The sequence below is a fragment of the Paenibacillus sp. FSL R7-0331 genome, assembly GCF_000758645.1.
Taxonomy (GTDB): Bacteria; Bacillota; Bacilli; order Paenibacillales; family Paenibacillaceae; genus Paenibacillus_AQ; species Paenibacillus_AQ camerounensis.
Genome location: NZ_CP009284.1, coordinates 1,727,002 through 1,751,811, shown reverse-complemented (window position 1 = coordinate 1,751,811; position 24,810 = coordinate 1,727,002). Strand labels below are relative to the sequence as shown.

At 46.7% G+C, this 24,810-nt stretch carries 15 protein-coding genes; 2 read left to right on the top strand and 13 right to left on the bottom strand.

The genetic code is table 11. The annotated features are described in order from the left end of the window. Nucleotides 1-2: 2 nt before the first annotated feature. The 6 genes from R70331_RS07310 to R70331_RS07280 form a co-directional block, all read right to left on the bottom strand. The gene (locus R70331_RS07310; RefSeq protein WP_042174138.1) at nucleotides 3-3,086 is read right to left on the bottom strand and encodes a glycosyl hydrolase; all 3,084 of its coding nucleotides are present in this window, start codon (nucleotides 3,084-3,086) and stop codon (nucleotides 3-5) included. A 241-nt stretch (nucleotides 3,087-3,327) separates the two neighbouring features. Beyond that, nucleotides 3,328-4,941 (bottom strand): response regulator, encoded by a 1,614-nt coding sequence (locus R70331_RS07300; protein WP_042174134.1) that lies wholly within the window; start codon nucleotides 4,939-4,941, stop codon nucleotides 3,328-3,330. After that, nucleotides 4,916-6,679 (bottom strand): cache domain-containing sensor histidine kinase, encoded by a 1,764-nt coding sequence (locus tag R70331_RS07295; RefSeq protein ID WP_231576422.1) that lies wholly within the window; start codon nucleotides 6,677-6,679, stop codon nucleotides 4,916-4,918. Before R70331_RS07295 ends, R70331_RS07300 begins: the two co-directional genes overlap by 26 nt. Before the next feature lie 133 nt (nucleotides 6,680-6,812). Beyond that, a complete protein-coding gene (locus tag R70331_RS07290; RefSeq protein ID WP_042174133.1) occupies nucleotides 6,813-8,516 on the bottom strand; it encodes an extracellular solute-binding protein in 1,704 nt (567 codons plus the stop codon). Between the two features lie 65 nt (nucleotides 8,517-8,581). Next, nucleotides 8,582-9,478, bottom strand: a complete 897-nt coding sequence (locus R70331_RS07285) for a carbohydrate ABC transporter permease (RefSeq protein WP_042174131.1) — start codon at nucleotides 9,476-9,478, stop codon at nucleotides 8,582-8,584. Nucleotides 9,479-9,480: 2 nt separating this feature from the next. Further along, the gene (locus R70331_RS07280; RefSeq protein ID WP_042174129.1) at nucleotides 9,481-10,374 is read right to left on the bottom strand and encodes an ABC transporter permease; all 894 of its coding nucleotides are present in this window, start codon (nucleotides 10,372-10,374) and stop codon (nucleotides 9,481-9,483) included. A 442-nt stretch (nucleotides 10,375-10,816) separates the two neighbouring features. Between R70331_RS07280 and R70331_RS07275 the strand changes: the two genes are divergently transcribed. Next, nucleotides 10,817-12,925, top strand: a complete 2,109-nt coding sequence (locus R70331_RS07275; protein WP_042174126.1) for an RICIN domain-containing protein — start codon at nucleotides 10,817-10,819, stop codon at nucleotides 12,923-12,925. Nucleotides 12,926-13,035: 110 nt separating this feature from the next. On the opposite strand, the gene R70331_RS07270 is transcribed toward R70331_RS07275, so the two are convergent. Continuing rightward, nucleotides 13,036-13,929 carry a helix-turn-helix domain-containing protein gene (locus R70331_RS07270; RefSeq protein WP_042174123.1) on the bottom strand — a complete coding sequence of 298 codons (894 nt, stop codon included), beginning with the start codon at nucleotides 13,927-13,929 and terminating at the stop codon, nucleotides 13,036-13,038. Between the two features lie 146 nt (nucleotides 13,930-14,075). Between R70331_RS07270 and R70331_RS07265 the strand changes: the two genes are divergently transcribed. Then, nucleotides 14,076-16,268 (top strand): alpha-galactosidase, encoded by a 2,193-nt coding sequence (locus tag R70331_RS07265; RefSeq protein ID WP_042174121.1) that lies wholly within the window; start codon nucleotides 14,076-14,078, stop codon nucleotides 16,266-16,268. Nucleotides 16,269-16,342: 74 nt separating this feature from the next. On the opposite strand, the gene R70331_RS07260 is transcribed toward R70331_RS07265, so the two are convergent. From R70331_RS07260 to R70331_RS07235, 6 genes are all read right to left on the bottom strand, one after another. Next, the gene (locus tag R70331_RS07260) at nucleotides 16,343-16,837 is read right to left on the bottom strand and encodes a PTS sugar transporter subunit IIA (RefSeq protein ID WP_042174117.1); all 495 of its coding nucleotides are present in this window, start codon (nucleotides 16,835-16,837) and stop codon (nucleotides 16,343-16,345) included. A gap of 20 nt (nucleotides 16,838-16,857) precedes the next feature. Continuing rightward, nucleotides 16,858-18,351 (bottom strand): glycoside hydrolase family 32 protein, encoded by a 1,494-nt coding sequence (locus R70331_RS07255; protein WP_042174115.1) that lies wholly within the window; start codon nucleotides 18,349-18,351, stop codon nucleotides 16,858-16,860. 53 nt (nucleotides 18,352-18,404) lie between these two features. Then, on the bottom strand, nucleotides 18,405-19,853 hold the full coding sequence (locus R70331_RS07250; protein WP_042174113.1) for a sucrose-specific PTS transporter subunit IIBC: 1,449 nt from the start codon (nucleotides 19,851-19,853) through the stop codon (nucleotides 18,405-18,407). Between the two features lie 176 nt (nucleotides 19,854-20,029). Then, the gene (locus tag R70331_RS07245; RefSeq protein WP_042174112.1) at nucleotides 20,030-21,019 is read right to left on the bottom strand and encodes a LacI family DNA-binding transcriptional regulator; all 990 of its coding nucleotides are present in this window, start codon (nucleotides 21,017-21,019) and stop codon (nucleotides 20,030-20,032) included. 175 nt (nucleotides 21,020-21,194) lie between these two features. Beyond that, nucleotides 21,195-23,393, bottom strand: coding sequence for an alpha-galactosidase (locus R70331_RS07240; protein WP_042174109.1), 2,199 nt, complete (start codon nucleotides 23,391-23,393; stop codon nucleotides 21,195-21,197). A gap of 130 nt (nucleotides 23,394-23,523) precedes the next feature. Beyond that, nucleotides 23,524-24,801 (bottom strand): ABC transporter substrate-binding protein, encoded by a 1,278-nt coding sequence (locus R70331_RS07235; protein ID WP_231576421.1) that lies wholly within the window; start codon nucleotides 24,799-24,801, stop codon nucleotides 23,524-23,526. Nucleotides 24,802-24,810 lie beyond the last annotated feature (9 nt).

Here is a 24,810-nt window from a genome sequence, read left to right as displayed (position 1 = left end):
CTCTAATTGGATTGTCGATAGATATGCACTTGTCCCAATAAGCCATATGGAGTAAGCACATAGTCTGGTGTGTATTCCTGGCCTGTACGGCGGTAATCCCACCATTCTTTCCAGTTATAATCAGTCCCTGCCTGATGCAGAGGCCCCAGCATATTACGCGGACTACCCACGACCTCGATGTCTATAGTGTTTATTCCGCTTACAATCAGCTTACTGATGTCGAGACGTTTGGCTGCCCGCCAGGGAATATACCCTGCATGCTGCCCGTTAACCCGCACATTCACAGTGACTGCCTTATAATCTCCAAGTTCCAGGATAATGGATTCATTCTTCTCAGTCTGGATGAGATGATCATATTCCAAATGATAGGTTATGCTTCCGCAGTAATGTAAATATCCTTGGAGGCACCAGTCACCAAAGCGGAGCGTCTCCTTCTCCTGTACAATCCGCCGATCCGGTGAAACCCCGAAATCCCCGATGAGATAGCAGTCTTCCACCTCCATATCGTTCATGTAGGAACAACTGATTGTTAATGTATTAAGACCGGATTTCATCCTTGGCAAAAGAACCTTGTTGATGCTGCGGTCGAGAAACCACCCGTCTACAGATGGATCAACCGGAGTTCCGTTTAACGTGACTGCAAAGCGTTGCCCCTGTTCTATGGCTAAGAAGACATCATTACCTGGCACATCGGCAACCTCAAAGTTAAACTCGAAGGACACCGCTGCACCATCATTCACATGAGGGTTGTGTATCCACATATGACGCTGTAAGCCGCCGTTGCTGAACACCTGACGCATCCCCAAAGTGTCCCGAATTTGCTTCTGTGCCAGCCATACCTCCATTGTTTCCGAGGATGCGCTGCCATTAATGGAGTAGCTGCACTGATCGAGAGTCAACACATTGGGCGCTGAACGGCTAAATTTGCTCACCGGGCCAAGGGCGGTAATGATCTGCTGCTGCCCGTTATGCTGCCGCTTGCTTTCAGGTGCCGTTCGTTCTTGTGAAACCGTATGGAGTACATACAACCGGGAGTCGGCCGGTCCGAAGGAATCCTGGAAGCAGGTATTTCCGTTCTTCACAACCGTTGCCACTTCCTGTATTGTCCCGGATAACAGGTCCCAGACCTCCAGACGCCCGCTGCCCCGCAGAGACAATTCAACCTCCGCGCCATGATGCCGGCTGTTATTGACTACAAACAGAATCCGGCTGTCTTCCTCATCTCTCAGCATATAGAGGAAAGACTCCGCTTCGCGGCGTACGTTATTCAGGATACTGACTTCCCGGGGAAGGACATGCTCCAGCAGGACCGGCACTTGTCCCGGATCATCCGCTTGAATGAACCCTTCATGCTCCCTCAGCTGCTTCATCAAATCTGACGGTGTTCCATCCACCAGGGCCGGCAATTGTCCGGCAGCGATGACCTTCCCTCCAGCCCGCAGAAAATCCTGCAGTAATTCTGCCGTTGTACCAAACATGTTATTGACCGGAGGTAACACGACCACTGAATAGGAAGCAAGCTCAATTGCAAATTTCCCGTCACGGATGGCACCGCTATCGCGAATAATCAGCTCGTCACCAAGATCATAATCATAATGTGAGGCAAGCAGCAGATTCACAAATTTCGTATAATCCTTTTCATACTTGCGGAGCGCGCGATTGTTCTCCTCTTCATTAGATCCTGACTCTGCGCCCAGCATCGACCATACAGAGGAGACCGGATTGATGACCAGAACATCGCGCACCACCTCCCCTTGGCTCAACACAGCAGACAGTCTGGCGTAATAATCTTCGAGCACATGATTGTGCTCCCACCAATTAATGTTGTAATTAAAGGACGGCGGATAATCCCTCTTCCGGCAGCCTTTTAGAGAATAGAGAGCAAGATGATGGGTCAAAAAATTGACTCCCTGCACAAACTGCCAGTCACCCAGCCATCTGCGGCCTTCAAAAGTGAAATCCCAACCCGTGACTCCGTACGTCTCTGTAATGACCCGCTTCTTCCCAAACTGCCGGGCAACACTCGCCACTTGCTTGATGGTCAGATGCTCATCCGTTTGTTCACCCAAAGTATCAATTCCGGGAATATCGAGGTAGCGGTAGTGGGGCATAACGGCTCCAGTTGTTTTAGTTGCCCCAATAAGACTTGCTTCAGAATGGAAGTGTCCCGTAAATTTCAAGCCATTCTCCCGGCACCAGGTACTGATTTGCTGTGTGTAGGATTCGCAGAACAATTCAGTGACTGTTCTCCAATAATCAAACCGGGCTTTATTGAACCCTTCACCAGGATAGATCAGCAGCGGCAGTATATCCCAGAGGGAGTAGCCGTTCTTCTCCAGAAAATAAGCCGGAAACACATCAGACCAGCCAATCCAATTCAACCGGTCTCCCGCACTCTCTCCAAATCCGGTAATCGTCGGCTCATCCGTAAATATTCCCGGGACGGTTTTGCCGAACTCCTCACCGATTTCCTTCTTGTATAATTCATGTGTGCTTTGCAGAAAAAGCCGTGCTGATTCCGGATTGAGATTGTCCGTATACGTATCCCCGTGGCACCATTCTCTGGCGGCGGCAATTTCTCTTTTAAATACAAGAAAGTGATAACCTTCACGGGGGGCTGCACCCTCAGTAAGAGAAGCATGATCCACTACAACAAATTCTTCAAGCTGATTATTGCTTTCCATTATTTCATATACAGCAATGATTTTATTGTCGGGAGCATAGTGTAGTGTCGTCTCCAGCGTGAGGGCTTTGGCACGAACATCATCTCCGCCAAGCTGCGGAACAGCCCCTCCCCCCATACCTGAAGAATATCGGTCTTCATCATACAGCCAGGCGTACATCCCTTCTCTCTTCGCAGTCTGCACGGTCTCACGGATGCGTTCGAAGAACTCTTCACCGAGATAAGGCGTTTCCAGCCCTTCCCTTACATGCATCATAAAGCCGCCCATTCCCTGCTGCTTAAACCCCTCAACCTGACGGTCCAGTTCTTCCTGCTGCAGATCGTCATTCCAGGACCAGAATGGAACAGACCTGTATTCAGCAGATGGATTAGTGAATAATCCTTTTAATTGCTCTATATTCATTGATTGTTTTCCTCCAATCTCTTCTAGCTCTCGATTTTCTTTCACTCCATTGTATTTTAACTTTCTATCCGGACTCCTAGTATGAAGATCAGAAGGAAAAGATAGTACATTTTGAAGATGAATGAGAATTGCGAGGAGCAAAAGTTGATGCCGCCGATCGCCGTTCGTTCCTGATGATTGTAACCAGAAATATTCGAGAACCGGAAGCGCCAATTCTTTGGTTGATTACAAACAATCATCGTTAATCCTCATAATAATAATCCCGATATTCCTGCGGGGTGACGTCGGTAGCTTTCTTAAACAAATATGTAAAGTACGCAGCAGTCTGATACCCTACCTGTTCCGCTACCTCATACACCTTTATATTAGGGTCCTTCAGCAATTCCTTCGCTCTTTCCAGACGCTTCTCCAATATAAAATCGGATATTGTTCTTCCCATTTCCTTCTTGAACAAAACGCTTAAATAGCTTGCATTCAATTGAAAGTGTTCAGCCAATTGTTTGACCGTCAGTTGTGTATGAAGCCCTTTTTCCAGATAAGCTTCAACGTTGCGAATAAGATGATGCTGCTGCGTAGCTAGCTCCTTCCGCTCAAGTTGTACGAATCTGGTCATGTAATCCAAGACAACCTCGCGAATTTCCAACGTATGGACACATTCAAGCAAACAATGCCAGACCATCAGATAGTGAGTTTTGTCATTATCTTTCAAACGATTAAACCTTCGCACCAATTCGCTGATCAAACCCATAGCAAAGGCCTTTACATAGGTGATCGAAATGTCGTCTTGCACCAACAGCATATCAAAGGCATGATTAAATTGCGCAACGGCCCGCTCCTCTTCGCCTGCTTCTAGAAGCCGGACGATTTCCGGAATTTCCTCATCCCGTAACTGAAATTCGCGGTATTCGGTCGCTTGGATTTGATCGAAATAATGAATTTGCTCACTTCCGGTAGACTTCAATTGAGTGAGCATATGTTTCAGTTCCTTATAAAGTCTTGAAACCTCCCCTATACCGATGACTTCTCTGCTCACGCCTATCGTGATCGTAGCGTCGTGCTGCTCACGGATGACTTCCTGCACGAAAGCGAACTGCTTTTCCAACATGGCCCGTTCGCCTGGAGAGGCGTTCAATTGCAAGACAGCTACTTCGTCGGTAGCTATTCTTCCGATATAAATTTGACCGTACCCTGAGATTCCCACTCGAACGGTACGAACTAACGAGTCACTTAGGAGAATTCGCTGCTCAGCATCCTGCAAGGGCAATCCATGTAATTTGTCGTAAGTAAACAGGAACAATCGAATCTCCCGGTCTCCGGGAGGTAAATCAAGAAGATGCCTCCATGAGTTGGCTTGCTCTCCGTTTTGAATTCTTCCTTCTAGCAGTTCATTAACGAATCGATCATGGAGTACGTCAATGCTTCCAATGACTCTCTCTTTCAATGCTGTAGTTTCCTTTTCGATCATCCGTTTTTTTTCGATAACCGTTCGGAATGAAATCAGCTTTGCTTCCAGTTCCTCCATCTTGATCGGTTTCAACACATATCCCTTTGCGCCTAGATTGATCGCTTCCTGGACGAACTCGAACTCTGTGTACCCGCTGATTATCAATGTCTGCATGGATGATAATCTAGGATAATTTGCCGTGATGGTAGCAAGCAGTTCGATCCCTGTCATTCCAGGCATTGATACATCCGTAATCAGAACGTCTACAAGGTTTTCGGCCAAGGTCACCAAGGCTGCTTCAGCCGATTCTGCAGTCAGTGGCCGCACATAACCGATATCGTTCCAACGAATATACTTTATCAGCCCTTCAATATGCAGCGGTTCGTCATCCACGATTAACGCTTGAATCATAACCCTCACCTCTCATAATTTGGGGCTTAGTCGTGCAGACAGGAATACGAATAGAGATACATGTCCACTCGTTTTCGATGCTGTCTATAGCAAAGTGTCCTTGCAAACCAAAATACAAACGCAGCCGTTCTCTTATATTGTTAAGCCCAAACCCGTTTCCGGTGCCTTCATATTTCTCCATACGAACCAGTTCCAATATCTCTGGACGCAAGCCTTTACCGTTATCAAATATTTCAAAGCGGACTTCTCCATCCAATCGAATAATGGCAATACGGATCTGTGCATGGATAACCTGCGTAATTCCGCTATGTAAATAGCAATTTTCCACAATCGGCTGAAGCAAAAGTTTGATCGAATACAAGTCCAAAACCTCAGAATCTATGTCCCACTCCACCGAAACCCGATCCGGGTAGCGCAATTGTTGAATTTCAAGATAGGCCTTTACATGCTCTAGTTCGTCGCGAATTGCGGTCACGTTTTCCCGATTATTCAGAGCCATTCGATAGAAGGTCGTTAACGCATCAATGATTCTAATCTGCTTGTCATCATGCAGATCCAGCGCGCGCCAGCGTAGCAACCCTAAGGAGTTATAGATAAAATGCGGATTGATTTGGGCCTGTAATGCTTTGAACGACTGTTCTTTCTCCTTCATCCCGGCCTGCGCATTCTCTTCGACAAGCTTTCCTAAGCGTCCTGTCATATGATTGAACAGCACTTCCAGCTCGCCAAGCTCGTCTTGCACCCTGTTTTTTACACTTACTTCGAAATCACCACGAGAAATATCATTCATTCGTTTCCCCAGTTTGTGGATCCGCCACACGAAGTTGTTTAAAAAGGCATGCAGCAAGAAAATCGATAACAGTAAGAAGAAAACGATACCTGCTCCAACAGAGATAAAAATGAGCCGAGATTGTTCTTCCATTCGGTCCAAATGTACCAGCGCGGCGACGGTCCAACCGGAATCCAGCTTGCTGGTCACAAACAGCTTGCCGTTCATTACGGCGTTCATTTCAAATAAATCATTCCAGTAAGACTGTATCGAAGATTCGTCCAACCGGGTCCCGATTTGTTCTTGATTCGAAGAAGCGATGATGTTTTCTTTTTCATCCACGATATACAAATCGCCGGCTCCATCGAATGGGCGATGGATGAATTCCTTAAAGACCTCGTTATAATCCAGTCGCATATAAATAATTCCGTAATACCCGCCGTTATGGTTTGAAATCTTATGAGAGACCACCAACTCGCGCTCGTTATCAATGACATTGGACCATTTTAGCGCGCCCGGAGTCTCAATTGTTCGATCAAACCATACTTCTTCACTTTCACCGGATATCATCCGGTTTTCCGGTCTCCAAAGGAACCCCCCGTCCTGAACGAGCGTGCCGTTCGAATGGTAAATACGAAACGACTTAATTCCCGGTAAATACTGATTTGTATATTGAAAAGACCGGTCCACGTACAGCACGGTGTCCAGTTGCTCGTATATATCTTTGTATTCACGGGAAAGTCTAGAAATCAGCTCCCCATCCGTGGCGGCACGGGTGACGATTAAATCGTAACTTTGCTTTTTGAATGCGATGCTTTGGGCATTTTGGCGGACGGCTTCTTGTATCGTAATCAAATAATTCTCACGAACTAGGTGAAGAACAACGTAACCTGCCCCTACTGCGAGTAATGCAGTCGGAATAAATACGATGAATGCGTATAAAATGATGACCTTTTTTCTAATATTCATCGATTGGGTCATTCTGATAACGAAATTTTCAACTCGTCGCGGCAGACTCAACAGGACCCCCCATTTCTGACTCCCCGGGCCTTAGCAACAACAAAGGGGAGCACCCCTTATTCAAGAATGCTCCTTCATTATACTAAAACTCTCCATTCACTTTAACTTCAGCCTGATAGGTTTCATGCCATTCTGCTTTCATTTCGTTCCACTGCCCTCGCTTTTCAAGCGCCCCGCGGAACTCATTCCAAATCTTCTCGAAAGCTTTATCGTCCTGTGCCATCAATAACTTTGCCCGGTACTCTTTACGAAGATTCTCAACAGTTGGTGCAGTTTTCTCCCAAACTCCGCCTGTCTTCATCTTCACTAAGTCATAAGAGTGCACGGAGCGCACTGCACCCATTTTGCCGACAGCTTCCGTAAACTCGGTTGTCTTCGTATAACCCACATGCGGATGATTGCCGACATTCCACCACGGGTACCATTCATTACTAAAGGAAGCCGTCATGTACAATTCAGGCGTAACTTTGGATTTTAAGGCCACGTCCCCCGAGTTACGAGCCTTGTCGTATTCCGGATCGGTGAAATTCCATTTGCCGAGTGGTTGGTCAACCCAGTCCCAATACAGTCCCGATGGTCCTTCATTAACAACATGCTGCTGCTCGGGATTCGGTTGCAAGGTATAATCAAAGAATTTTAAGACGGCATCCAGATTCTTGGTATCTTTATTGACAAAGACATCATAACCCGGATAAGGATTCACGACTTGATTGATGCCGACCTGATCCACCTCTGGAACCTTTGGGATCGGAATAACCTGATAATACCACCCGGGAGCCGTAGGTCCATCTAGAGCCTCCCAAGCAGAAGACGGAATATTAAAGAACGATCCGACATTCATTGCTACGCGTCCGGATTGGTTTCTCTCCTGGTATTGTTCTTTCTTGCTTGTGACAACTTCGGGATCGATTAACTTTTCCCGGTACAGCTTATTCATCCATTGATAGGCTTTCTTATAATTGGGGTTGTCATAGGCGAATATAAATTCTTCACCTTTTTTCTCAATACCGGCTCCGCCTGTAGACACGCCAAAGGCATTAAGTACAGCATTCTCATCGCTATAACCTAAATTATCATTCTGATCCATCAGGAACGAAAGCGGGAGTAAGGGTTTGCCCGAATCATCCTTGATCTTGGCTGCTTCGCGAAGAAACTCCTCCACACCTTCGATTGTGCTTAAGTCCTCTAGGGTCATTCCTGCCTTTTCAACAACATCCGTCCGAACCACCCATGCGTTTGAAGACCAACCTGGCCATGGGTTATCGGGATTTTGGTCGAACCAGGTAGGAATGGACCAAATATGACCATCCTTGTCTTTCAACCGGTCAATGTACACTTTGGGGATGGAAGCCAATCCCGGATATTTGTCAGGCATATCGAAATATTGTTCAAGAGGCATAACCATTCCAGACCGGGTCATTGCGGCTACCACCGTATCATTGTGACTGAAAATGGCTGCGTCTTTAAAACCGCCGGCATTCAGTTTCAAATTGAGCGCCGTCATCGCATCCCCTTGGGTTGCTTCCAACTTCACTTCGACCCCTGGTTCTTTATCCCTCCAATATTGTTGAACCAGACTGTCGTTATTGATTGTTGCCGCCCAACCCAGCCAAAGATCGAACTTGGACGATCCACTATCAGACGTTGACGTCCCAGAATTGGTTGCGCTTTCAGGAATTCCAGAACTATTTTTCTCCTTTCCTGTGCTTGAACAGCCGACGAGAGTGACGAGCAGTACTGCCATCACTAAAGCAATCAAATGTCGGTTCCTTTTGATAACGACCATGGAATGACCCTCCCTATAATTCTCATATTGTTATTTATTTGTTGCCCAAAACTTAGGTTCATGAATTATCCTTTGACAGAACCAATGAGTACGCCTTTTACGAAATACTTCTGCAGAAAAGGATAGACACATAGAATCGGAAGTGCACTGACCATGACGACAGCCATCTTGATGGACATAAGCGTCGTGCTCTGCATCATGGAGTTTCTTGCTATTGCTTCTTGATTGGTGTTCGAGCCAAAGATGGCGGACAAATCAGAGGCGGATAGTAACTGCTGCAAGAAGGTCTGCACCGGGATGAGCGATTGGTCGGTTACGTAAAAAGCGCCAGAGAACCAATCATTCCAGTGACCTACAGCCGTAAACAAACCAAGAGCAGCAAGCATCGGCTTTGAGAGAGGAATGATGATTTGCAACAGGGTTCTTAGGGGACCGGCGCCGTCCAGCTCTGCCGATTCAATGAGTGCTTCAGGTATACCCTGAATAAATTTGAGCATAACGAACATATTCCAGACCGAGAACATACCTGGTAAAATATAGACCCAAAATGTGTTCACCAGCCCCAAATTGTTCAATTGAATATAGAAGGGGACCAGCCCCCCGTTAAACAACATCGTAATTAAAATGTAAGTCATAATGGTCCGCCTCAATGGAAGTCCTTTATAAGACAAACCGAAGGCAACTAACAATGTTATACCGAGACCGGATATCGTACCGATGACTGTTCGAGCGATGGTAATCATATACGAATTGCGGATGACCTCGTTGCCAAGTACGATTTCGTAATTAATTAGCGTAAAAGAGCGCGGGAACAAATATACGCCCCCTTTGGCCGCATCCGCTCCTTCGTTAAGCGATATGGCCATCATATAGAGAAACGGATAAATAATGGAGACACACAATACGGCTAGTATAACTACAATGATGATTTGGCCGATTTTTTCAGACTTGGATAATCTCATCTTCACCACAACCCTTCGCCATTTATTTTTCGCGAAAATTGATTCGATGAGATAACCAGTATCAAACTAATCACCGAAGATAGCAGGCCGACGGCTGTCGCCATTCCAAAGTACCCTTGTTGCAGGCCGCTTCGCAATACATAAGTATCCAACACATCCGCGACTCCCATATTTGCGGAATTCATCAACGGATAAATCTGATCCATTCCTATTGTAATTAATCCGGGTATGCTCAAAATCAAAATAATTGTAATGGTCGGTATCATGCCCGGCAGCGTGATGTGCCGAATTTGCGCCAGTCTGCCTGCCCCCTCTACCTTCGCCGCCTCGTAGAGCTGAGGATCAATCGTAGTAATCGCGGCTAAAAAGAGAATGGTGTTCCACCCCGTCTCTTTCCATAGACCGCTTACGATAACCATAGGTCTAAACCATTCATCCGACCCTAGGAAGAAGACCGGCTCTCCTCCGGTCCACGTAATGAACTGGTTGACGAGTCCATCATCCAGCGATAAAAACGAATGAAGAATGTAAGCGACTACAATCCAAGAGAAGAAATGGGGTAAATAACTGACGGATTGCACAAACCGTTTGAATCTTGAACTTCTAATTTCATTAATGAGAAGAGCGAGTAAGATCGGAGCCGGAAAACCAAAAATAAATTTCAGAACAGAAATAAAAAGTGTATTTTCTACAATGGTCAAAAACTGCGGATCCTGCAAGAACTCAAAATTACTAAAGCCAACCCATGGGCTATTCCATATTGAGCCGCCAATCCGGAAGTCACGAAAAGCAACCTGGATACCAGCCATAGGAATGTAATTAAAAAGAAACAATAACACTACGCCCGGTAAAATCATGAGATACTGCCAACGATACTTGTGAAGTTTTGAGTACATAAACATCCTCCTCGTAAAGTTATTATAGAACGGCGTATAGGCAAAGACGAGATAACAACGATTGGATTTCTATCACTTTAGTTGGATGGATAATATTACCAAATACTAATGAGTTCCATTCAAAGCGACGAAATAGCAGCTAATGAACTTCATCAAACCAGATAATTATGATTTTCCACTTTTTGAGTTCTCTATATCTTTTTATATCAATATATATCTAAACCTTTTTAAATTATTTTATATTTGACGACAAAATAAGCCTTACTTAGACACCGCGTTCGGACTAAAATTAGCTTAAAAACCAAGGGAGGATTTCCATACTGCGAAGTATTAATCAGTTGAGGGAGGGATAAGAGAGCTAGCAGAGTAAATGAAAACCTACATTCATCTAACATAATGTAAGCGGTTCATTTAAAAGCAACCAAAAGGAGATTTGATCAATATGCAGCTAATCCACAAAATGAGGAGCAATAAAATTGTTATTCTAGCTATTGTATGCATTTTATTAGCAATGATCATTGGCAGCGGCAATGTTTTCGGGACGGCGGGTTCATCCACTACCTCTAACAACACAAGAGTATCTGTGCATGATCCTTCGATTTCCTATGATGCTTCTACGAACAAATATTATATATTTGGGTCACACCTGGCACAGGCATCAAGTACCGATCTGCGGAACTGGTCCAACCTCGGGACACAGGGCTACTCGAACACCAGCCTGTACGCTCCTTCCACTTTTGAAGGCTATTATTATATCAAAAATAAGAACAGCGGATTATATCTGGACGTACTCAACGGCTCGGCGGCTGACGGCACGAATATTCAGCAATGGTCGTATACTGGCTCGGATGCGCAGAAGTTCAGGATTATGTACTACGGAAGCGGGGATTATTACATCCTTACAGGGAATTCCGCTTATAAAAGCGGTATTGATATCTTCGAAGGTTCCTCCGCGGACGGGGCCATCATTGATCAGTGGAATTACTGGGGCGGTACTATGCAGCTGTTCAAAATCCAGCAAAATGCCGACGGAACGGTGGCGTTCCTAACCAAGGCATCCAACTACACTGCCGCAATGGATGTGGCGGACGGCAGCACAGCGAATGGCGCGAACATCCAGCAATGGAATTACTGGGGCGGCGATATGCAGAAATGGGAGCTGGTGAAGGCAGGAGGAACCGGCAATTCCGCCAGAAGCGCCGGTGCAGCATTGAACTCTGCGCTCGCGGTGCCTTTTGCCTGGGCTGGGTATAATGATCAGGATAGTTCTGGCGGACAATCCGTATGGGCGCCGGGACCGGTATATAATTCTTCATACGTGTGGGCAGACGGATCAACGGGAGCTTACATGCTCTACTATTGCACCTCCTCGACATACATCCGTTCAGCTATCGCCTACAGTGTGTCCAAGTCGGTCACCGGACCTTATGAATATATCGATACCATTGTCTATTCCGGCTTCACCAGCGGCATCAATCCGATTACAACAACCTCTTCGTTAGGTAGCAAGACGGTGGATACGTGGCACAAGTACACCAATATCCCCGAGCTGATCGACAACGGTACGTTAGCCGGAACCCGAAGCGGCTGGTTTAACAGCAACGGCGGATTCAACAACACCCTTTTTCCGAATGCCATAGATCCGGCGCTGGTGTATGACAGCAACGGCAAGCTGTGGATGAGCTACGGCTCCTGGTCCGGAGGCATTTATATTCTGCAGATTAACCCGGCCACCGGCAAGCCGTACCACCCGGGCTCTGACAATGGCAATGTTGACCGTTATTTTGGCAAGCGGATTGCCGGAGGCTACGGTAAAACAGGCGAAGCTCCTTACATCGTGTATGATTCCTCATCAGGCTATTACTACCTTTACGTCACGTATGGCGGTCTGGCCAATGCCGGCGGGTACCACATCCGGCTGTACCGCTCCACCACCATCGACGGAACCTACACCGATGCCGCCGGCAACCCGGCCGTCTATCCCTCCGCTTCCGCGGATCAGTCGGGTTACGGCATCAAGCTGTTCGGGAATTATAACTTGGCAGGAATTAATCAGGGGTATAAATCGGGCGGCCACAATTCTGCTCTAATCGATACGGATGGCAGAAGATATCTGGTATACCACACCCGATTCAATAACGGCACCGAGGCGCATGAGGTTCGTGTGCATCAGCAATTTATGAATCAGGACAAATGGCCGGTTACTGCGGTGTATGAATTTCTGGGCAGCAGTATTGCCTCCACCGGGTACAGTGCCAGTGAAATGGCGGGGACCTATCAATTCATCAATATGGGACTGGATGCTTCTACGGCCAATGTGGGTATGCTGACCACCCAGAGTGTGACCCTGAACAGCAATGGAACCATCAGCGGTTCAGCAACAGGTACATGGTCCAATACGTCAGGAACCTACTACTGCACGATGGTCATTGATGGCATAACATATAAAGGCGTATTCTTTAAGCAGCGCAATGAATTGTCCAGCCACAATGAAGTGATGACCTTCTCCTTGATCGGTACCAACAACAAGTCGATTTGGGGTTCGAAGTAAAAGCAGCCCCCGTTCGGGAGTTTCACCCTAGAGATGACACCCATGCTGGGTACCACAAAACAAGCTGCTGAAATCGTCGGCAGCTTGTTACTCTTTTTAAGACCCTGCTTTTATTGACCGCTCCGGATTACCCGCCGAATTTGATACAAATCACCCTCTTTTCGGAATTCGCCTGGAGCCATTCCTGTATATTTCCGAAATACTTTACCAAAGTAGTTTGCATTAGAGAACCCGGATTGCTCCGCCACCTGCTCCAGTGTTAGATTTACAGGCTCAAGTAAAAGAGTAGCGGCTCTCTCCAACCTCATACGGGTTAGATAGCGACCGGGAGAGATTCCAAGCCTACTCTCAAACTCACGGGTAAGATGGTATTTCGAACAACCGGAAAACTCTGCCATGTCTTGGAGACCAATGCTCTGATGCAGATTGCCCTCAATAAAGGCCTTACACCGTTCCACAAACCGAGGTAATGGGATACTACTGGCAAGCGCGACCAGATGACTAGCAAGTGCCATGGCCAATGAATAAGCAGCCCGTGAACACTGGTACATATCATAATAACTATCCTCAATCGCTTCCCGGTAAGTCCCCCACAACAGACGCTCCAGTTGTGATCCCTGTTCGATCCGAAAAATATAGCCGTTAATATCAATCCATTCATGCAAAAGATGTAGGGCTAAGTGTGACAATTCGAAATAGAGCACCTCCCACTTGGTAGAATCAGAAGGGAGACGATAAATATGATCACCCGGTATATCCGCTAAAAAAGCATCTCCAGGTTTAAGAGAATATCTTTTCCCGCCCGTTTCGATCTCACCACAACCATTTAATGTAAATTGAAGCACACAATGGTCACCGGTACGGTTCCTCCCATCCCAGATGTAGTCATGCGAGGTAATTAACTCATATCCAACACCCTTTAATAATATATAAGGCATTGGTGTAATAAAGTGAAAAGATACAGACGTTTGTTTGGGCCCCCTGCTTTCCTCACTATGATTCACCGCAATATTTCACCCTACCTTTCTATGAAATTACTCTTGTTTCAGTGCTTCCGCACCTTTACGCTAGTATAGAAAGCAATTTTATTTAAAATCAATTGGCGTATCTCATGCTGAATTATACCAACAAAAGGAGCATTATTTCACTTATGGGCATTCATTATGATGAGGGAAGTCAGGTTTTTCACCTCCAGACACCTGGTTCTAGTTACTGTATTCAAATTATCCGTGACGGCTATGTTGGACATATATACTGGGGAAGACGAATCGCTGTCTATCGAAATTCTATCCCCTTTGATTTTATTGACCGCGGTTTTTCTCCTAATCCCGATCCTGCAGACAGAAAGTTCTCATTAGACAACCTTCCTCAAGAATATCCTGGGTACGGAAATGGAGATTTCGGCGTACCTGCCTTTCAAGTGAGCCAGCCTAACGGATCTGAAATCTGCGACCTCCGTTATCGAGCATATCGGATTTATGCAGGTAAGCCAAAGCTACCAGGTCTTCCTACTACTTACATCGAGCAGGAGAGCGAAGCGGATACACTAGAAATTGAACTTCAGGATACTCTAACGGGTCTACGTGCAACCTTAATTTATACAGTATTTAATGAACACGATGCCATCGTGCGTTCCGTTCGCTTCGACCATACCGGCTCAGAAAATTTGCTCCTGACACGTGCCCTCAGCGCAAGTATTGATTTCAGGGATGATCAGTATGACATGCTAACCTTCTACGGAGCGCATACCAATGAACGGAATATAGCGCGTAGGCCCCTAATGCCTGGCATCCAGAGTGCAGAAAGCCGGCGAGGTGCCAGCAGTCCTCAGCAGAATCCCTTTCTGGCATTACTTCGTCCCGGTACTGATGAAGATAACGGTGAGGTGTTTGCTCTGAACCTCGTTTACAGCGGAAACTTCATCGCCCAAGCAGAGGTTCAACAGTACCGGACGACCCGAGTGTCTATAGGCATCAACCCTTTTGGCTTCTCCTGGCAGCTTACTCCCGGTGAGAGCTTCCAAACTCCAGAAACTGTTATGGTTTACTCTGCACAGGGACTGGGCGGAATGTCCCGTGTCTTTAATAGGCTATATCGCACACGGCTATGCCGCGGCAAATTTCGAGATGCCGAACGGCCCGTTCTAATTAATAATTGGGAAGCCACCTACTTTGATTTTAACGCTGACACAATCGAAGCGATTGCCCGTGAAGGAAAGGAACTTGGTATGGAGCTCTTTGTTTTGGATGACGGTTGGTTCGGCAAGCGGGATAATGATTTAAGTTCTTTAGGGGACTGGACTGTTGATCAGCGCAAGCTTCCCGAGGGGCTGGACAACCTTGCCCGACGGATAACCGGGATGGGTATGCAGTTCGGTCTTTGGTTTGAACCGGAGATGGTCTCACCTGATAGCGATCTCTACCGGCGTCATCCCGAATGGTGCCTTCATATGGCCGATCGTCCTCGAACCGTGGGACGGAATCAGCTTGTACTTGATCTATCGCGCTGTGATGTATGTGACTATATTGTTGGGGCCATATCCGATATTTTGTCTTCTGCACCGATTACCTATGTTAAATGGGATATGAACCGTCATTTGACCGAGATCGGCTCTGCCCTTCTTCCGGCGGAACGTCAGCGCGAAACAGGGCACCGTTATATCCTTGGTCTGTACAAAGTAATGGATGAGCTCACTTCCGCTTTCCCGGATGTACTGTTCGAGAGCTGTTCAAGCGGAGGGGGACGGTATGATGCCGGCATGCTGTACTACATGCCCCAAACATGGGCAAGCGACAATACAGATGCAATAAGCAGACTAAAAATCCAGTATGGTAATAGTATGGTTTATCCGGCTGTGTCTATGGGGGCTCATGTTTCTAGTGTTCCTAATCATCAAGTTAACCGTGTTACTCCTCTTGATACCCGGGGGCACGTCGCGATGTCGGGAAACTTTGGCTACGAGCTTGATCTTACCAAATTGTCTCCAGAGGAAAAATTAACGGTCAAACATCAAATTGCACTATATAAAGAAATTCGCCCTCTCATTCAGTTTGGGGAGTTTTATCGGATTTTAAGCCCGTTTGAAGGGAATGAAACAGCCTGGGCTTTTGTTTCTGCCGACCAAAATGAGGCTGTGCTTGCCTTCTTCCGAGTGCTTAGTCAGCCTGGTGAAAGGGTACCTGTTCTAAAGTGCAAAGGCTTAAATCCAGATTATGTGTATCGACATTACGAAACGGGCCAGGTGTACGGTGGTGATGAGTTGATGTACGCCGGATTGACGCTCCCAAGAATTAAAGGAGATTATATCAGCCTATTCTGGCGGTTTAGCAGAGTCGCAGAATAAGTAATTATACTGAAGCTTAGAAAGAACATAGAAAGCAGGGCTTGAAATCTCATGATTCCAAGCCCTGCTTTCTATTAATGCAAGTGAACGCGTAGTAACGGGACACCGTCTGTCACTCCAGCCCCATCTATCAACTCCACAGATTTCACGGATTCCTGATCATCCGGGATCAATACCGGTGTAATCACCGATAGACCGGCATGCTCAATTTCAGAAATATCAAACTCTAAAAGCAGTTGTCCCTTTTTGATTTTATCACCGGTCTTAACGCGAGGAGTAAACCCCCTTCCTTTCAACGACACTGTATTAATACCAACATGAATCAGTAGTTGAATACCACTGGAATGCTCCAGAAGCAAAGCATGATTACTGCGGTCAAATACATGTGCTGCAGTTCCGTCAAATGGTGAGAAGACTTTACCATCCTGCGGCTTAATAGCGGCCCCTTTGCCCATAAATCCGCCTGCGAATGCCGGATCGGGCACTTCTGAAAGTTCAACGACAGTGCCGGCAATCGGAACCCCAACTTCAATCATTTCCAGCTTTTCCTTCTTCTTAAACCATGCCATCTTCCCTCAACCTCCAGCTCCTAAATAACATTCAGTTTGCTACCCTCTACTTCAATGTTCCACTTTTTCGCACGATACAGCACATTGCCGCCCTTGGCGAAAAGGCATACTCCCTTACTTTCCTCATGGGGGAATATTCGAGCGGTAAAGACCTCGCGTCCGTCATCCACAAAAACTTCTATAGACGATGTATCCATAAATATTTGCAGCTTGACAGTCGAAGGATTCACATTACAGGTTCGAATCGTCCCAAACTCTTCTGCAATCGGTCGACCGGAGAGCGTTCTGTCCAGCATTAGCTTAGACTCCTTTGTGTTGCATAACAGGACTGTTCTTTCTTTTTCTCCTGTCCTCAGTGCAATACCAAATCCGGTAGCGTCAATATTATTAAATTCTATTATCAGTTCGTAACGGGAACCGGCAAAGTCAGTCAGATTAAGCGAACCGCTTGAAATCATCCCGTCCGCTAAACTTCGCTGTCCTCTAATTGTCTGAAGCTCACGAACAGGAACCTGATATAAACTTCCACCCTCTACACGCAATTCACGCGGCAGTGTCAGGCAGTGGGCCCACCCATAATCGTCGGTAGGATACTTGGTTTCGGGTAGTCCCATCCAGCCGACTAATATTCGTCTTCCATCAGGCGTTAAAGTTGTCTGGGGAGCATAAAAATCAAAACCACGATCTAGCAGGCGAAAATCCTCATGCTGAAGATCCCCTGTCTCAACATCAAGCGGTGTTCCGATAATATAACCCGAAGAATATATGTTTCCAGGCTCTTTCAGATCTACTCCCTGTGGGCAGAAACAAAGAACCCCCTGACCATTGAGTTCGAAATAGTCCGGGCATTCCCACATATAACCGAAATCCGGTAAACCGGTATTGAGCTCGTCAACCTTTTCCCATTTATAAAGATCATTTGAGCGGTACAGCACAGCACAGCCAGTGAGGTTAGAGCGCTGTGCACCGATTACAGCATAGAAACACTCCCCCTGCTGCCATACCTTGGGGTCACGGTAATGTTCGGTATACCCGGAGGGGGTCCCGCTTATAACAGGAGAGTGAAACTTGTGTATCTGTCCGTCTTTCTCCATTTGTGCCATACACTGATAAGGCAGGCGCTCCCAACTTTTATCACGTGTGTTACCGGTATACATAAGGTACAAGCAACCATTAAATTCGATTGCACTTCCTGAGTATACCCCATGACTGTCAAAGTCTTGATCCGGTTTAAGCGCCACTCCCCGGTTCGTCCAGCGAACGAGATCCGGAGAACTGGTATGGTACCAGTATTTCAGACCATGTACAGGACCAAGGGGAAACCATTGATAGAACAAATGATATTCCCCTTGAAAAAAAGCAAATCCATTCGGATCGTTCAGCAACCCTGTTTCAGGCTGGATATGATAACCTTGACGCCAGGGGCTTCTTGCGACTTTGGCAGCCAGCCAGGAGAGTTCATCCGGATCGGTATCTTCCAGTCTTCTGTATCTCTCTTCTTTTACCCACTCCACTCCAGACCACCTCCTAACTGTAAATTTGCTATAAATATTATTAAGACCGCCTGTTAAGCCGCTGCTTCATTTAAGTTTTCACTTGGGGCTGAGGTATTCTTCCGTTTGCCCCAAAACAGAGTGATTATAAATGTAACCACAAAGCTGATTCCCATGCCGATACAAAAACTAACAATAGATTGCGGACGGATCGCGATAATTCCTGGTATGGCCGCCGGTCCCATCGAAATAGAGAGAACATGCGTGTAAACAATATATGCAGAGGCCAGACCAGATCCGATCATTGCAGCAATGAAGGGATAACGGAGTTTGAGGTTGATCCCAAACATTGCCGGTTCGGTAATACCAAGAAGTGCGGATATACCGGCAGCTGAAGCAATACTCTTCGTTTTGCTGTTGCGAGTAATAAGAAAGACGGCTAAGGTAGCTGCACCCTGAGCAATATTGGCCATAGAGGCAATCGGAAGCAAGAAGGAGCCTCCTGTTTTAGCCACGTCCGACAATAGCTGGGTATCTACAGCGAGGAAGCTGTGATGCATTCCTGTGATAGCAATTAAGGAATAGAAAAATCCAAATATACCTCCTCCAACAAAGCCCGTTGTATTATAGAGCCAGAAAATACCGTCTGTAAGTCCGTTGCCTGCAGCTCGAAGGACGGGCCCTACAACAGTAAATGTCAAAAGGCCAGTAATCAGGACCGACAGCAAGGGAGTCAACAGATTATCGAGGTAAGAAGGGATGACCTTACGAAAACTTTTTTCGATTACCGATAATATATAAGATACGGCCAGCACTGGAAGAACCGTCCCTTGATAGCCCACCTTTTCAACAGAGAAACCGAACAATTGCCAGGTAGGCACAGTTCCATCGACAAGGGCTTGGCCGTAACCATAACCATTGAGCAGATCCGGATGGACCATAATCATGGCGAGCGCTGCACCCAAATATGGATTTCCGCCAAACTTACGAGTGGCTGAGAAACCGATTAGGATGGGAAGAAAAACAAATGGAGCGTTAGCGAACAAATTAATAAGACTTGCCCAATCGGCAAAGCCAGGATACATCTCGACCAACGACTCAGGTCCAAACAGATTACTGGCAGTCAGAACGTTATTGATCCCCATTAATAGTCCCCCGGCAACAATTGCCGGAATTATCGGAACAAAGATATCAGAGAGTGACTTCACAAATCGTTGAAGCGGATTCATTTTAGTCGCTCCCACCGTTTTCACATCACCTGTAGACATTTCTCCAAGCCCTGTAAGTTTGGCAAACTCGCCATATACGGTATCTACAATTCCAGCTCCAAGGATTATTTGATATTGCCCTCCTGTTGAAAAGGTCCCCTTAACGCTATCCATTTGCTCAAGCGCTTTTTGATCGATTTGAGCCTCATCTTCTAAAACGAGCCGCAAACGTGTAGCGCAATGCGCCGCTGCTGTTACGTTTGTCTTGCCTCCAAGGGCAGCTAGAATATCAGCCGCGACTTGCTTGTGATCCATATTTTCCCCTCCGCATGTATTGGAACCGATTCCATGTTATTTGTAGAAATTAGCTAATTACAAGACAAACACTCCCAAGTATTAGCTATCTATTTTCAGTTAACGGAACCGGTTCCATTATGATTGTTAAAAAAACCGGCATTTTATTGGAACCGGTTCCTTCCATCTGATTATAATCAGACACCAAGTGGGATGTCAAGGCTTTCACGCTCAATAATTTTATACTGGGAATGCATGACTTTCTCGACCAGCTGGCCGTTAACCAGCTTAAACATACTGGAAGCAGCCGTTCTACCTGTTTCCTGATAAAAAAAGTTCACGGTTGTCAGCCCGGGGTGCATTATTCCCGCTATTTCATAATCTCCAAATCCCGTAATTGAAAAATCATCGGGGACGCTAAGTCCTAAATTGTGTGCAGCTTTTAGTACCCCTAACGCAATATTATCTGTTGCACACATCCACGCAGTCGGTTTATCCTGCCGGATAATCTCTTCCGCTTTGATTTGAGCTTCCTCAATTCCAAATCCGGTTTCATAACAGGTCGCTTTTACGTCCTTGTATTCACTTGTCGCTTTAATAAAACCTTTCTTCCGGCCTATACCGACTGCCTTGTCCTTTTCTGTTACACCAAGAAAGGCAATATGCCGATGCCTCTTCTTCAGCATAAGCTGGCAAAGATCATACGCCGACTGCTCGTCGTCATGAATGAGACTATAGATGCCTGGGTACTGCTGACCTACCAGAAGAATTGGAACCTGTAATTTCTGGAAAGCCGTTATATGTTCCTCGCTAATTTCGGTAGCAAGCAATATAATTCCCGCAACCTTTTGTCTAGCAAGACTGTATAAATTCGCTACTTCCCGCTCAGGATTACGGTCGCTGTTGAGAATCATCATTTCGTAATCCAGAGCGAGAAGTTGTTCATCAATGCCCATCAACGTTCGGGAAGAAGCGTAAGAATCCAATCTTGGAACAACTGTTCCGATAATGTTCGGACGTTTAGTCTTTAAGCTTTGTGCAAAGGAATTAGGTATATATCCATTTTCACGTATGATCTTTTCAATCTTAATACGGGTATCACCGCCTACCGAACCTCCATTTAAATAACGGGAAACCGTACTTTTAGCCACCCCCGACAAACGGGCAATGTCAGAAATTGTTACCATGTGAATTCAACTCCATTTTCCGATACTAATTTCAATTTTACTATAAACAAAATCGATTGTATCGGCAAGCCAATGTAGCGAGTCAGCCTTACTGAATACCATTTCACATAGTTATCACCCCTGCCGGGCGCACTTTAAAGAGGGCAGTAGCTAGTTCACTGCCACCCTCCTACACCTATCTTTCGCTACTCTTCTGGAGCCTCCAGACCCTGCTTTTAAAATCACCATGAAGATCAAACGGCACACGTATGCCTGCATACATCAGCTCGTCACCGCCATAAGTCATTTCACCATCATCAATCGTATACTTAGCATTTTCATCTAATCCCTGTAAACGCAAGCTACGGAATCCCGGATTTGGCTCTGCCAGAACACGGCAATAGAACAAGAGCGCCTCGGTGCGGTCCTGGGATACCACCATCCAGGCGGCTTCATTCCCTTCAAACGGATTCAGAAGCCGGTATAAATCTCCTTTCATGACTAGTTCCCTTGCCTCTTTATAGAATTGAACCTGCTCTTTTACCAGGCTCTGCTCGGATTCATTAAATGTGGTCAGATCCAATTCGTATCCGAACACACCGGTTAAAGCCACATGCCCCCTTGTTTCCAGCGGTGTGATACGTCCGACCTGATGGTTAGGCACATCCGAAACATGCGCCCCGATTGAGCTGACGGGATACACAATGCTCGTTCCGTACTGAATCTTAAGCCTGCTGATGGCATCCGAGTTGTCGCTGGTCCAGGTTTGCGGCATGTAATACAACATCCCCGGATCAAAGCGTCCGCCGCCGCTGGAACAACTTTCAAACAAAACATCCGGAAATGCCGTGGTAAGTTGTTCAAGGATTCTATATAGCCCTAAAATGTAGCGGTGGGCAGTTTCGCGCTGACGTTCTGCAGGCAACCCTGCTGAACCTACCTCGGTCATATGGCGGTTCATATCCCATTTCACATAGGTAATCGGGGCGCTCTGCAGAATGCCGGAAATTTGCTGTACCAATTCGCTGCATAGCTCGGGACGTGACAGATCCAGGATAAGCTGGCTTCGGCTTGTCGTGCGTGAGCGACCTTCTACATGGATGCACCAATCCGGGTGAGCTCTGTAGAGCTCGCTGTCTACCGATACCATCTCGGGCTCGAACCACAGTCCGAACTGCATGCCTTGGTCATTAATACGCGACACCAAGTCCTCAAGGCCATTTGGCAGCTTCTCCCGATTAACAAACCAATCCCCAAGCGAGCTAGAGTCATCGTTCCGCTTTCCAAACCAGCCGTCATCCAGTACGAACAATTCCATACCGAGTTCTTTGCCTTTGGCAGCAATCTGTACCAATTTCTCCGCAGTGAAATCAAAATAGGTCGCTTCCCAGTTATTAATCAGAATCGGCCGGACCCGGTCCCGGTACTGACCCCGGCATAAGCGCGAACGGTACAATCTGTGATACGTACGCGACATTCCCCCAAGTCCCGTGGACGAGAATACCATGACCGCCTCGGGAGTTTGGAAGCTTTCACCCGGTTCCAACAGCCAGGCGAAGTCGAAGGGATTTATTCCAATGGACACTCTGGCCGTATCGTATGGGTCTACTTCCACATTGGCCAGAAAATTTCCGCTGTATACCAGATTAAAGCCATAGACGTCACCCAGCGACTCATCGGCACCCTTTCGCATCAATGCAATGAACGGGTTATGATGGGGGCTGCTCGCTCCCCGGCGGCTGTCGACAGATTGATTGCCCTGAAACAGCGGTCTTCTAATCATAGAACGTTCTTTAGCCCACGCTCCCGATAAATGAAGCAGATCGAACTCGGCATCACTAAAGTCGATGTTCATGCTCGCGGCACGCAGCAGACGTACCCTCTCTGCGCACTTATTGATAAATCTGACGGATCTCGTAATTACATTCCATTGAACCAGAACCGTGTAAGAAAGAATAACGTAGAAGTCCAGTAACTCATCCTTTAAAGTGATCTCGAGTGTCTCTGCCTCGTCATTTTCTTCAATATAAACAGCAGGCAATTGCTCAAGCGCAGGCTTTCCCTTAATGATCTGATGGGTAACATATCGAAGATCACTGGTGGTAGAACCGTTCACTTGTTCGATCTGATATGCCGGTGTACGCAGGTCGCTCCTGCCGAATCCGGGATATTCCTGAGGCAGCTCGTCTAATGAGAATGACCGGTCCTGTGGATCGGGATTGGGAGACAGCGGCCTGTGAACGTGAATGAGCCTATTAGAATCCCGAAATTCATGAATTCGTTTCCCCCAGTAACGGTGCGCCAAATAACCGTCCCTAAGGATTTGAATAATGTAGCTCGTGTCTGAAGTCGATAAATGAAAACTCCGGTTCTGCTCGTCATATAGAATGGACATCTTGAATCCTCCTGTAGTCCTGCACGAGAGCGCTTTCTCACTCCCCCGTGTTCTCGCTTAGAATTAATTGCAGGTTAATTGAAGCACACCAAATATGATGATAAATGGGGGAAAAGGTTCCCTTAGTCAACTACCGCTTGTTGGCTACACTGTTAATAACAAGCTGAATCTCACGCAACGTTTCTTCTAGACTCTGGCCGGACAAATAACGGTTCACGGATTCTTGAATATGGGTTTGAAGCGTTTCCGTTGAAACCATATGCGGCCAAAATAAAATGGCGTTGTCACGCGTAACTGCCTCCGCAATCTGTGCTGCGACTGGGTCGTCTATTTGAGCTGAAACGACAGAGGGAACCGCCGAGGCTCCTGCGGCCAGCTTCTCCTGCGTTGCTCTTCCTGTCATAAAGGTGACAAATTTCTTCGCTTCCTCAGGGTATTTGGTCTTCGAATTAATCACCCTATACGTTCCTACATTGATATTGGGGACCGTCTTTATCTGGCCAGGAACACTCATAAAACGAATGTCATTGGAAGGGTTGCGCTGTCTGATGCTCGGGATGTCCCAGGTTCCCGTCATTATCATCGCTGCTTTGCCATGTCCGATCAAATCCTTGGACTGTTCATGCTTTAAGCTCAGCCAATTGGAAGGAACGTAGCCTCTTTCGATAATTTCCTTGTGCATCTTGATGGCTTCCACGAAGAGCGGGTCAGTGATCTTGATCTCCCCGCTTTCCAGCTTTCGAGTCCACTCCTCGTCGGCACCAGCATTGGACATGATAGAGCCCCAGAAGAATTGGGCGGTTGACCACTCCGAATCCATGGCAATTGGAATCACTCTTTCGCCCTTGAGTTTCTCGCATACTAGAAGCAATTCATTCCAAGTCCGGGGAAGCTCAAGCCCAAGCCTGTTAAACAGCGTCTGGTTATACAGCAGGCCGTCGCTGTGCATGACCTCAGGAGCGCCGTATACTTTACCTTCTATCGTAACGGGCTTTAACGAATTGGGATAGAAGTCATTCACAAATGCAGTGTCTGTAAGCTCCAGATACACATCGCTGCGGAGTGCACGAAATTCCTGAAACAAACTTGGAGACCAGGTGTCAAATACATCGAGCTGTTCGCCGCCGAGCAGCCGGATCTTAATTCCTGCCGTATAGTTGTTATTCTGAATAAAGTCGGCTTCGATCTTGATCCCCGGATTCTCCTCCTCGAACTGCTTGATCGCGTCGTAATAAACTTTACCTGCTTGTGCCGTATCCAGCAGATAGCTCGAATAACGGAGCACGATCTGTTCGCCGGAGACTTCTTCGTTCTCGGTGATCATGGTTATATCCGTACTGCTGCAGGCTGACAGACTGAATACGATTAGTATGATGCTGATCATCCATCCCCTGCTTGCAGCGTTCATAATAAGAAG